Raw genomic sequence first — 11,729 nt, 5'->3', positions numbered from 1 at the left:
CCCGCCCTCCGCGCGCCCGCCCCCCGGCCGCCGCGCCGGCCGACTCCCCGGCCGCAGCCCTAGCCGCAGCCGAGCCGACACCACAGACTGGCCGGCCTGCGCCACAGACTGGCGGGCCGACACCATCGACTGGTGCTCCGGCACCGCAGCCGGGCGGGACCAAGCCGCAGGCTGGTGGGCCGGCACCGCAGCCGGGCGGGACCGCGCCGCAGGCTGGCGGGCAGGCACCGCAGCCGGGCGGGACCAAACCGCAGGCTGGCGGGCCGGCACCACAGACTGGCCAGCCGGTGCAGCAGGCGGGTGGGCCCGGTGCGGACGGGTCCGCCGACGGGCCGGCGCGGCCGATTGCCGAGTCGCCGTGGGCGTACCCGCCGCAACGCCCGGCTGGAGCGACCACTCCCGCTCAGGACGAGGCCGGCGCCACGCCTCCGATTCCGCCTCCGCCGCCGGTCATCCCGCACGCTGGTCCCGCGCAGGCACACTCCGGGCCTCCGTTCATCCCCGGTCAGGCTGGCCCGGCGCAGATTCCGCCGCCGCCCGACGTCACGCAGTTCAGCGGTCCGCCGCACGGCCTGGCCGCACCGCAGCACGATCCGGGGCAGGCCGGGCCGACGACCCCACCGCCCGGGCCGTTCCCACCCTCGCCGGGTTGGTACCCGCCGCCCTGGCAGCAGGGTTCGCCCGGCGGCACGCCCGCCCAGCCGTACCAGGAGGCCGATGGGGTGACCCGGGTGCCGACTCCCGCGTACCCGGACGCGGCCGCGTACCCGGATGCGAGCTGGACGCCGGACACGACCGCCGCACCGACCGCCGAGGACTTCGCCCGACGCCGCCAGGTTCGACCCGCCGACCCGGTGGCGACGATGGGTGTACGCGCGGTGGTCAACAAGATGGGCCTCCTCCGGCTCTCTCCGGGGCGGCACGAGCAGGAGCTCAAGCGGGACATCGAGATGGTGCGCCGCAACTTCGGCGGTCTGCGGCAGGTCACGGTGGTCAACCCGAAGGGCGGTGCCGGTAAGACGGTGGCCATCCTGCTGCTCGCGATGACGTTCGGTCAGAAGCGCGGCGGCTATGTGCTGGCCTGGGACAACAACGAGACCCAGGGCACCCTGGGGATGCGCGCCCAACAGGACTTCCACTCCCGCACGGTGCGGGACATGCTGCGTGACCTCGGGCAGTTCCAGGGCGCGCACGGGCGGGTCGGCGACCTGTCGCAGTACGTCCGCTCGCAGGGCGAGGGGATGTTCGACGTCCTGGCCTCGGACGAGTCGGCCACCGGTGGCGAGATGTTGACAGCTGCCGCTTTCGCCGAGATCCGTGAGGTGGTCAGCCGGTTCTACAAGTTGATCTTCGTGGACACCGGGAACAACGTGCGGGCGCAGAACTGGCAGGCGTCGATGGACGCCACCGACCAACTGGTGGTCACCATGTCGGCCCGTAACGACTCCGCCGAGACCGCCGCCCGGATGCTCGACCACCTGGAGCAGAGCGGCCGGCAACGGCTGGTCCGTCAGGCAGTGACTGTGGTGTCGATGCCACCGTCCCGCAAGGAGATCGACCTGCCGGCCATCCAGGAGCACTTCGCGGCCCGCACCAGGGCGGTGCTGCTGGCCCCGTACGAGCGGCTCATCGACAGCGGCGAGCCGATCCGGTACGGCGGGCTCTCCTCGGCCACCCGGGACGCGTGGCTCAAGATCGCCGCCGCGGTCGCCGAAGGGCTGTAGCAGACCGACGGCCGGCCCGATGTCGGGCCGGCCGTCGGGGCGGGGTCAGTTGCTCGCCAGCGCGTCCGCCGCTTCCGGGTCGCAGTCGCGCAGGAACTGGGCACAGCGGGCCGCCTCGTCGGCCTCGCCGATCTCGTCGGCGGCCCGGGACAGCACGTAGAGGCAGCGGAGGAAGCCACGGTTGGGCTCGTGCGACCACGGCACCGGGCCGTGCCCCTTCCAACCACTGCGGCGCAGTTGGTCGAGGCCCCGGTGGTAGCCGGTGCGGGCGTACGCGTACGCCGCCACCACCTGGTCCTGCGCGAATGCCCGCGCCGCGAGCTCCGCCCAGGCCGCGCTGTAGGTCGGGAAGCCGGCCGCCACGTTGGCGTACGCCTCATCGGTGCCGGCCTCGTCGGCGGCGGCCAGGGCGGCGTCGGCCTCGTCGTTCACGGGCAGGCGGGTGGCCGGTGGCTCTGGCAAAAGGTTCTGCATCGCCCCATTCAACCCGCTGGACAGGGCGACACGCGAGCGGGTCGGCCGACGTGTCCCGCTGAACGGCTGAGGAGTTGGTCACGCCTGCGGCCTATGCCGCTGCCTGGTGTTTTCCACTACAAATAATGGTCCGGAGCCTCCCCAGGAACCGGTTATGCAGGAGCCCGGTGGCCACGACCACCGGGCTCCTGTCGGTTCCACCCCTGGCCCGAGGTTTGACCGGCCCCGGCGGAGGGGCAGGATGGCCCGGTGCCGACCCCACCTCCCGCGGACGTCATCGAGCCGCACCTGCACGCCGGTGAGATCCAGACCCGGGCCGAGTTCGACCACCAGCTGACCACCGGTCGGCTGACCGGGCTGACCGTGCAGGGTCTGCGGCTCGACCTCGCACCGGTACCCGACCTGACCAGCATCGACGTCGCCGGCACCCTCTTCGTCGGTTGCCGGTTCGCGTCCCGGGACGTGGGCGCCGACCTGGTCCGGCGCGGCGCGAACGTGGTGCCGCCGTTCTCGGGGTTGCCGTACCCGACCCAGCCGACGCACCTCTACACCCCGGACGACCTGGCCGCCGGGTTCGCCGAGGGCGGGTTCACCGGGATGTACGACACCCGGGTGTACGACCACTACCGAGCGCACGGCGGCGCGCTGCCGGACGTCAAGGAGGCACTGGGCCAGCGGCTGCACGACCACGGCGTGGACAACGCGCTGGCCGACGCCACCCGGGTCTGGCTGACCGCGCACGGGCCGCAGTCGGTGGTGGGCATCATGGGCGGGCACGCGGTGCGGCGCGGCAGTCCCGCGTACCGGATGGCGGCCGTGCTGGGTTGGGAGCTGGCGCGGGCCGACCGGCTGGTGGTGACCGGCGGCGGCCCCGGTGTGATGGAGGCCGCGAACCTGGGCGCCTACCTGGCGGACCGGCCGGCGACCGACGTGACGGCCGCTATCGACCTGCTGGCCACCGCCCCCGACTTCACCGACCACCACCGGTACACGGCCACCGCGCTGACGGTCCGGCAGCGGTACGCGGGGGTGCCCCGGCAACGTGGCGACGATCTGGGCTGGGCGCGTGCCGGTGGTCTGGCCATTCCGACCTGGCTGTACGGGCACGAGCCGGCGAACCTGTTCGCCGGGCGGATCGCGAAGTACTTCTCGAACGCGATCCGGGAGGACACCATCCTGCGCCTCGCCCGGGGCGGCATCGTCTTCGCGCCGGGGCGGGCGGGCACTGTGCAGGAGGTGTTCCAGGCGGCCACCAAGACCTACTACGGCACCGACGGGGCCAGCGGGGCGTACATCTTCCTGGACCGTGCCTACTGGACCACTGAACTGCCGGTGGAGGCGCTGTTGCGGCCGCTGCTGGCCGCGTCCCCGTTCGGTGACCTGTCGTCGACGATCCACCTCACCGACGACGTGCGCGAGGCCGTACGCCTGTTGACGGCCTGACGACGACGGCCGGCTCCCCGTGCGGGAAGCCGGCCGTTGGTGGTACGTCGTTACTTGGTCATCGTGGTGCCGGTGGAGCGCAGGTCCTCGCAGGCCTGGACGACGCGGGCGGCCAGGCCGGCCTCGGCGGCCTTGCCCCAGGCGCGCGGGTCGTACAGCTTCTTGTTGCCGACCTCGCCGTCGATCTTCAGCACGCCGTCGTAGTTGCGGAGCATGTGGTCCGCGACGGGGCGGGTGAAGGCGTACTGGGTGTCGGTGTCGATGTTCATCTTCACGACGCCGTAGTCCAGAGCCTCACGGATCTCGCTGAGCAGGGAGCCCGAGCCGCCGTGGAAGACCAGGCTGAGCGGCTTGTCCTTGCCGTACTTGGCGCCGACCGCCTCCTGGATCTGGTTGAGGATCTCCGGACGCAGCTTGACGTTGCCCGGCTTGTAGACGCCGTGCACGTTGCCGAAGGTCAGCGCCGCCATGTAGCGGCCCTTCTCGCCGAGGCCGAGCGCCTCGACCATGGCCAGACCGTCATCGGTGGTGGTGTAGAGCTTGTCGTTGATGGCGTTCTCGACGCCGTCCTCCTCGCCACCGACGACGCCGACCTCGATCTCGAGGACGATCTTGCCCTTGGCGGCCTCGTCGAGCAGCTGGGCGGCGATCTGCAGGTTCTCCGCGACCGGCACGGCCGAGCCGTCCCACATGTGCGACTGGTACAGCGGCTCCTCGCCGCGCTTCACCCGCTCCTGCGAGATGGCCATCAGCGGACGGACGAACCCGTCCAGCTTGTCCTTCGGGCAGTGGTCGGTGTGCAGGGCGATGTTGACCGAGTACTTCTTGGCCACCTCGTGCGCGTACGCGGCGAACGCCACCGCGCCGGTGACCATGTCCTTGATCGACGGGCCGGAGAGGTACTCGGCGCCACCGGTGGAGACCTGGATGATGCCGTCGCTCTCCGCGTCGGCGAAGCCCTTGAGCGCCGCGTTCAGCGTCTGGGAGGAGGTCACGTTGATCGCGGGGTACGCGTACCGGCCAGCCTTGGCGCGGTCCAGCATCTCCGCGTAAGCCTCGGGGGAAGCGATGGGCATGTGATGCGCTCCTTACTTACCACTCTCGGCCGTGCTGGCCGCTGTTCTTCATTTGTGCGCCGGACCGCGCTGTCCTCCGCCCGGAAGTATCCCGTAGGTGAGGTGCGCCGGAACAACCGACCCGGGTGCCAGCCCTTTACCGCCGGTCCAGGTTGTCCGGCACGATGACGCTGATCAACCAGGTCACCACCGTCATCACGATGGCTCCCCAGAACGCCGGCCAGAATCCGTCCACCTGGAACGGCAGGTCGAGCCCGCTGGCGATCCGGTCGGTGAGCAGGAACAGCAACGCGTTGACCACCAGCGCGAACAGGCCCAGGGTCAGCAGGTAGAACACACAGCCGACGACCCGGATCACCGGCTTGAGCACCGCGTTGATCACGCCGAAGATCAGCGCCACCACGATCAGGGTGAGGACGGTGTTGCCACCCGAGCGACCGTGCACGTCGACCCCGGGCACGATCAGCGTGGTTATCCACAACGCGACAGCGGTGATCGCCAGTCTGATGAGGAAGCCCACGGCACCATCCTGGCACCGGGTCGCGTCGCCAAGGGCTGATTCCGCCTACTCGCTTCCGGGCGGTGCGCCGGCCCAACCCGTACGGTGGGTGGAAGCCATGCCCCGAGACCCCCGGGAGGGATGATGGGTCAGCCCGACGAGGACTTCACCCCCGGCGACCACCTCGCGCCCAACGAACGCGACCCCGAGGCGGACCCGGCCGACGCGGTCGAGCAGGCCACCGTCGCCGGTCCGGACGGCGTCGACAGTGAGCCGCACCGCGGCCTGGAGGTCGACGACTGGGACGCGATGGAGCAGGCCCGGGTGGTCACCGGGGACGAGGACGACTACCGCTGATTCCGTCGCGGGGTCGGCCGCCCGTTGCGACAGGGATGTTCAACCGTTCGGGTCATGAGACAAATATCGATCCGAAAGGGGTTACCGGAGGAGTCGGGGCCTCCCTAGGTTGGACGAGCGCCACCTGTACCCCCACGGGAGGACCCCCATGCTCAAGCACTCGCTCCGCTGGCTGACCGGGCTCGGCGCCGCCGGCGCGTTGATCGTCGCCTCCGCCGCCCCCGCCGTCGCCGCACCCACGATCGAGCCCTACTTCCAGGACGCCACACTGGCCATCGGCGCGACGCCGACCATCCGCGGCCTGTTCCTGTACGCCGACGAGCAGACGGTCCTCAGCGACGTCTCCGTGCGGTACGACTATCGCTCCCTGGCCGACAAGCTCACTGTGACTCCGGCGGACGGCCAGGAGTGCACCGCGCCGGAGCCGGGGGTTCTGGTCTGCGCGGAGCCCTCCGATGTCACCCTGTACGAGATGCCGCCGCTCGGCAGCGGGATCTACCGCAACGGGGCCAAGCGGGTGAACCTCGGCCTCACCGAAGATGCGCAGCTCGGCGACTCCGGCGACGTCGCTGTCAGCTTCCAGGCGGCCGGCGGGCGGCGCGGCAGCTACACCTCCCGTGTCCGGGTCGGTGAGGGGGTCGACCTGACCGGCGGGCCGTTCACCACCCTCTCCGCCAAGCCCGGTGGGAAGTTCTCGGTGCCGCTGGTAGTGGCCAACGCCGGCGACACGGTCATCAACGGATTCGTGGCGGTCTTCGATCTCAGCTACTCGATCCGCACCAAGGACCGGTTCAGCAACTGCCGCTACGCCGACGACCACCTGGTCTCCTGCCAGTTCGACGTGGACATCCCGGTGGGCACCGGGCTCGCCACAGCGCTGAACCTCGAACTCGCCAAGGACACGTACGCGCCGAGCAACCAGTCCGGCTACGCCCAGTTCATGACCACTGCCGACTTCGAGGACCTGACCCGGGTACTTGCAGCCGTCGGCGCCCGGGCGGGCACTCCCGGCAGCGGCCCGAAGCTGACTCTGGCCGAGGCGCCCGCCAGCGTGCGGCAGGCCGACCAGACCGATGTCGGCCCGGCCTACGACTACACCGGGTGGACCATCAAGACCACCGGCAAGAACGGCACCGACCTCGCGGCGATCGGTGCCACGCTCAAGGGCACGGCCGGCGCCGTCGTCACGGCGACCGTCGGCTTCCGGAACAACGGCCCGGCGACGCTCGACGGGACGAACGCTGACTACGAGGCCGCCACTCACACCGCCGTCGAGCTGCCACCGGGCACCACCGCCGTCGAGGTCCCCGACACCTGCCAGTTGCGGCAGGGCACCCGCACGTACCAGTGCGCCTCGGAGATGCTGCTGGTGGCCGGGCAGAGCTACACCACGAAGTTCCGGCTGCGTATCGACAGGGTCATTCCCAACGCCCGGGGTGCGGTGCAGGTCAACGCGCCGTGCCAGTGCCCCGCCGGCGGCAGCTTCGAGGACGACATCAAGCCGGCCAACGACAGGGCCACCATCGTGGTCAACGCGGCCCAGGGCGGCGGCCAAGGCGATGGTGACGGCGGTGGTGGCGGTGGCGGCGGTGGTTCGCTGCCCATCACCGGCGCCCCCACCAGCCTGATCGCCGGCATCGGCGCCCTGCTGCTCGTCACCGGTGCGGGCTGCTACCTGCTCGCCCGACGCCACGGCGGCCGCTTCGTCGCCTGACCCACCCCGACCCGACCGACGCCCCGCCGACCCGTACCGGGTCGGCGGGGCGTCGTTGTGATGTCCTCGTCCGTCACCGGACGGGATTGACCTGCTCCGGGTGCTGCGCCGCCCACTGCGCCACCCGATCCTCCCGCAGCGCGGCGAGGAACTCCGGGCCCTGCTTCGGGTCCAGCGGCAGACGCGAAGCGTTGCCCGCCGGGGGGCCGACCGGCAGGCTGAGCCCCACCGGGTCGACTGTCTTCAGCTCGGGTAGCACCGCCACCAGCCTGGTCAGCGGCAGGCCGTCGTCGTCGACCGCCAGACCCTTGCCGGCGGCCGACAGCAGCGCGGTGAGCCGGACCGGACTGGTCAGCACGTCCTGGGCGACAGCCCGCCGGACCAGCCCGGCGACGTAGCGCTGGGCGTTACGGTCCCGGTCGGACGCGCCGTCGGGCGGGTACCGCCGTTGCCGCAACAGGTCGACGGAGGCATCGCCGTCGAGCAGCTGACAGCCGGCCGGGAAGGTCCGGCGGGTGTGCCAGGACCGAACCTCCTTCGGAAGGCACACCTCCACCCCGTCGACCGCCTCGGTGATCCGACGCAGCCCGGCGAAGGTCAGCACCGCGCCGGCGTCGACGCGTACCCCGGTCAGGTCGGCGACCACCTGGCGGGTCAGGTCGTAGCCGGCGTCCAGGTCGGGCCGGGGTTCGCCGGCGCCGGTGTAGAACGCGCTGTTGAGCTTCTCGACCCCCCGGCCGGGGATCGAGACCTCCAGGTCGCGCGGCAACGAGATGAGGTACGGCCGGCTCCGGTCGGCCGGGATGTGCACCAGCAGGACGGAGTCCGCCAACCGGTACGACGGTTGGTCGCCGAAGCCGTCCACACCGACCAGCAGGACGTTCAGCGCCCCGGACTGCGCGCCAGCCGGTTGACCGGACAACGACGGGCCCTCCACCTGTCGATCGGGGCGCAGGTGCGGCACCCCGACTCCGAGCGCGCCGAGCAGGGCGAGCGTGACGCCGGCGGCCTGGAACCGCTGCCGACGGCGACGGCGGACAGCGGCGAGCCGGTCGATCGCGACCCGCAGCGGACCCGTCGACGGGGTCAACGGTTCGTGCCGGACGAACGCGGCACGCAGGTCATCCTCGATCATGTTCACGCCTCCACGTACTCGGCCCGGAGCGTGGCCAGGGCCCGGGAGATGGACGAACGGACGGTCCCGACGGCACAGCCGAGAGTGTCGGCGATCTCGACGTCGGGCAGGTCTTCGTAGTAGCGCAGCACCAGAGCCGCCCGCTGCCGACGCGGCAGCCGGGACAGCCAGGACCAGACCTGATCCCGGTCCACGGCGGACTGGGCATGGTCGGTGGGCATCGGCACCGACGTGTCGGGCTCCCCGCGCAGCAGCACCCGGCGAACCCACGAGCCGCGCCGCCAGTCGACGTACTGGTTGGTGAGCATCCGGCGTACGTAACGCTCGGGCGAGTCCGCGCGGGCGACCCGACGCCAGTTGAGCTGGACCCGGACCATGGTCTCCTGGACCAGATCCTGAGCCTGGTGTGGTTCGCCGGTCAGCATGACCGCGTACCGCAGTAGCGGGGCCAGCCGCGTGTCCGCGAACTCCTCGTACGTCACTGCACCTCCCGGGGGCTCCTGCCACAGATGACGGAAGCGGACCGACCGAACGTTGCGGCGACTCTGATCAACCTTTTGGTTCGTCTTATCCAGTGGGCGGCTCCGGGGGATGCAATCAGCCTTAGCGATTCCTTAAGATCCGCAGGCTCCACCTGATCCCCCAACTGGAGGAACCCCCTCATGCTCACCCACTCCACCCGGCGTTGGCTCGCCGGACTGGGCGTAGCAGGCGCGTTCGTCGCTGCCTCCGCCAGCCCGGCCGTCGCCGCCCCCGCGGCCGAGTTCGACCTGTACTTCGAGGACGTCACCGTCGCCGCCGATTCGGCTGGCGTCGTTCGGTCGCCGTCCGTGTACAGCAGCGAGTCCGCAGTGCTCAACGAGGTCTCGGTTCGTTACGACTACAGCAGCCTCGCCGGCAAGGTCACGCTGGCGGGCGAGAGCGGTAACGACTGCACCGCCGACGGCGAGGGCGTCCTGCTCTGCCGCGAAAACGGTCCGGTCACCGTCGACGGGTTGTACGGCGGCTTCTTCGGGGAGGTCGTCATCGCGCCGACCGACAAGGCAGCGAAGGGCGACACCGGCGAGCTGAAGATCAGCCTCAAGGTCGCCGGCAAGGAGGCCTCCAGCTACGCCTCCCAGATCCGGGTCGGCGAGGGCGTCGACCTGCAGGGCGGGCCGGACTCCACTGTGACGGCGGCACCCGGCGGCAAGTTCCAGGCGCCGGTGACGGTGTTCAATGCCGGCACGACCGAGGTCGATGGTGTCGTGGCCATGTTCGACACCGACTACGGCATCCGGACCAAGGAGCGGTTCGACAACTGCCTCTACGCCGACGACTTCCTCTTCGCCTGCGAGTTCGATGAGAAGATCCCGGCTTCCGGGGGCGCGACGGCGACCTTCAACTACGAACTGGCCACCGACACCTACGCGCCAGGTCGCGAGTACAGCTACGCCTGGTTCATGACCCCTGCCGACTTCGAGGATCTCCTCGGGATCCGCAAGGAGGCCGGCGCGGAAGAGGCCCGTCGCGGCACCGGCAAGACGCTGTCGCTGAAGGCGGTCTCCGCCGCTCGCGCGGCCCGTGCCGTGCAGACCGACACCGACCCCAGCAACAACTTCAGCGAGCTGAAGGTAGAGGTGACTGGCAAGAACGGCGCCGACCTGGAGGCCGTCGGTGCCACGCTCAACGGCAAGAAGGGTGCCGAGCTGACCGCCGCCCTCGGTTTCCGCAACAACGGTCCGGCGACGCTGGACTACCTCCGCAGCGACTCCAACGTGACGTACGTCGACGTGACGGTCCCGACCGGTACCACCGCCGTCGAGGTGCCGGTGGACTGCGCTCCGCGGACCGGCAGTGACGTCGAGTGGCCGGAGGCGGGCACCCCCGGCGCCAGCGAGTACCGCTGCTACCCGGGCCCGTTCGCGGCGGCCGGTGAGACCCTGACCGGTGAGTTCACGTTCCGGATCGACAAGGTGGTCGCCAACGCCACCGGCACCATCAAGGTCAACGTGCCGTGCGAGTGCGATGGCGGCTTCTACGAGGATCTGAAGCCCGCCAACGACGTCGCCAAGATCCTGGTCAACGCGGCCAGCGGCGCGGGCGGTGGCACGGGCGGCGGTGACGGTGACGGTGACGGCGGTTCGCTGCCGATCACCGGTCAGTCCACCGGGCTGATCGCCGGCCTCGGCGCGCTGCTGCTCGCCGCGGGCGCCGGCGGCTACCTGGTGGCCAAGCGCCGCCGGACCCGCTTCGTCGCCTGACCCACTTCGCACCGCAGGTGCCCCGTCGACCACCACGGTCGGCGGGGCACCGTCGTAGGACCTGCGGCGCGGGCGGGTGGTGACGGGCCGGTCCGGCGCGGCCGGGACCCTGGGCTTCGGTACCCTTTGTGGCCGTGGACACAGCTGAGAAGACCCGCGCTCTCGTGGAGAGCGTCGCTTTGAACCCGCTCGATCCCAAGGATCTGTTGCAGACCTTCGGGCTGATCGGCGTGTGGGTGATCCTCTTCGCCGAGACCGGCCTGCTGGTGGGCTTCTTCTTTCCGGGTGACTCGCTGCTGTTCCTCGCCGGCGTCGCCTCGTCACCGGTGGCGGACGCGATCTTCGGCGACGGCACCCGCCTCTCCCTCGTCGGCCTGCTGATCGGTGGGCCGATCTGCGCGATCGTCGGCGCCCAGCTGGGGCACTGGCTCGGCGCGCGGTACGGCCGGCCGATGTTCGAGCGGCCGAACTCCCGGCTCTTCAAGAAGGAGTACGTGGAGAAGGCCGAGTACTACTTCCAGAAGTTCGGCCCGGCGAAGGCCGTCGTGCTGGCGCGCTTCATTCCGATCGTCCGGACGTTCCTCAACCCGGTCGCGGGCGCGCTCGGCATGCCGGCGAAGAAGTTCCTGCTCTGGAACATCGTCGGCGCGGTGCTCTGGGTGGACGGCATCCTGCTGATCGGCTACCTGCTGGCTGAGCAGATCTACCAGGCCATCGGCGACAAGATCGACCACTACATCCTGCCGGTGGTGGCCCTGATCATTCTGATCTCGGTGCTGCCGATCTTCTTCGAGTTCCTTCGCGACCGGCGGGCTCGTAAGCGCGGCGAGGCGGTCGCGGTGGTCGCGGCGGCCAGTGCCGCCGGCGCTGTGGAGGCGGCTCGCGAGGCGTTCGACCACGACCGGCACCAGCACGGCGGTCAACGCCCGGAGCACGGTCAGGATCGTTGAGCGGTACGACGACGGCCGGCCCCCTGGTGAGGGGGTCGGCCGTCGGCATGTCGAACCCGGCCTCCGGTGGTGCGACCGGGGACGAGCAGGTGTCAACCACCGGTGGCGCCACCC

At 70.8% G+C, this 11,729-nt stretch carries 11 protein-coding genes; 6 read left to right on the top strand and 5 right to left on the bottom strand.

All coding sequences use genetic code 11. The features are described from left to right. The coding region (locus NIE79_RS06180) for a MinD/ParA family ATP-binding protein (RefSeq protein ID WP_238677620.1) at positions 1 to 1,724 on the top strand (1,724 nt) is incomplete at its 5' end. Positions 1,725 to 1,769: 45 nt separating this feature from the next. On the opposite strand, the gene NIE79_RS06175 is transcribed toward NIE79_RS06180, so the two are convergent. After that, on the bottom strand, positions 1,770 to 2,198 hold the full coding sequence (locus NIE79_RS06175) for a DUF3151 domain-containing protein (RefSeq protein WP_238677619.1): 429 nt from the start codon (positions 2,196 to 2,198) through the stop codon (positions 1,770 to 1,772). A 249-nt stretch (positions 2,199 to 2,447) separates the two neighbouring features. Between NIE79_RS06175 and NIE79_RS06170 the strand changes: the two genes are divergently transcribed. Then, on the top strand, positions 2,448 to 3,641 hold the full coding sequence (locus tag NIE79_RS06170; protein WP_238677618.1) for an LOG family protein: 1,194 nt from the start codon (positions 2,448 to 2,450) through the stop codon (positions 3,639 to 3,641). Between the two features lie 50 nt (positions 3,642 to 3,691). On the opposite strand, the gene fbaA is transcribed toward NIE79_RS06170, so the two are convergent. Then, a complete protein-coding gene (fbaA, locus tag NIE79_RS06165; protein WP_238677617.1) occupies positions 3,692 to 4,717 on the bottom strand; it encodes a class II fructose-bisphosphate aldolase in 1,026 nt (341 codons plus the stop codon). A gap of 136 nt (positions 4,718 to 4,853) precedes the next feature. Beyond that, a complete protein-coding gene (locus NIE79_RS06160) occupies positions 4,854 to 5,237 on the bottom strand; it encodes a phage holin family protein (protein ID WP_238677616.1) in 384 nt (127 codons plus the stop codon). 123 nt (positions 5,238 to 5,360) lie between these two features. Between NIE79_RS06160 and NIE79_RS06155 the strand changes: the two genes are divergently transcribed. Both NIE79_RS06155 and NIE79_RS06150 read left to right on the top strand, forming a co-directional pair. Beyond that, entirely contained in the window at positions 5,361 to 5,573 is a 213-nt protein-coding gene (locus NIE79_RS06155) for a hypothetical protein (RefSeq protein WP_238677615.1), read from the top strand. 148 nt (positions 5,574 to 5,721) lie between these two features. Continuing rightward, positions 5,722 to 7,287: an LPXTG cell wall anchor domain-containing protein gene (locus tag NIE79_RS06150; protein WP_238677614.1), complete on the top strand. Its 1,566-nt coding sequence runs from the start codon at positions 5,722 to 5,724 to the stop codon at positions 7,285 to 7,287. Positions 7,288 to 7,360: 73 nt separating this feature from the next. Here NIE79_RS06150 and NIE79_RS06145 read toward each other — a convergent pair whose 3' ends face one another. Together NIE79_RS06145 and NIE79_RS06140 are read right to left on the bottom strand one after the other, a co-directional pair. Continuing rightward, positions 7,361 to 8,422: an LCP family protein gene (locus NIE79_RS06145; protein WP_238677613.1), complete on the bottom strand. Its 1,062-nt coding sequence runs from the start codon at positions 8,420 to 8,422 to the stop codon at positions 7,361 to 7,363. A 2-nt stretch (positions 8,423 to 8,424) separates the two neighbouring features. Further along, positions 8,425 to 8,904 (bottom strand): SigE family RNA polymerase sigma factor, encoded by a 480-nt coding sequence (locus NIE79_RS06140; RefSeq protein WP_238677612.1) that lies wholly within the window; start codon positions 8,902 to 8,904, stop codon positions 8,425 to 8,427. 180 nt (positions 8,905 to 9,084) lie between these two features. Between NIE79_RS06140 and NIE79_RS06135 the strand changes: the two genes are divergently transcribed. Together NIE79_RS06135 and NIE79_RS06130 are read left to right on the top strand one after the other, a co-directional pair. Beyond that, positions 9,085 to 10,665 carry an LPXTG cell wall anchor domain-containing protein gene (locus tag NIE79_RS06135; protein WP_238677611.1) on the top strand — a complete coding sequence of 527 codons (1,581 nt, stop codon included), beginning with the start codon at positions 9,085 to 9,087 and terminating at the stop codon, positions 10,663 to 10,665. 128 nt (positions 10,666 to 10,793) lie between these two features. Beyond that, a complete protein-coding gene (locus NIE79_RS06130; RefSeq protein ID WP_238677610.1) occupies positions 10,794 to 11,615 on the top strand; it encodes a DedA family protein in 822 nt (273 codons plus the stop codon). The last annotated feature ends 114 nt before the right edge of the window (positions 11,616 to 11,729 follow it).

This window comes from Micromonospora trifolii (assembly GCF_022229005.1).
Taxonomy (GTDB): Bacteria; Actinomycetota; Actinomycetes; order Mycobacteriales; family Micromonosporaceae; genus Micromonospora; species Micromonospora trifolii.
This window is presented reverse-complemented; position numbering and strand designations above follow the sequence as displayed.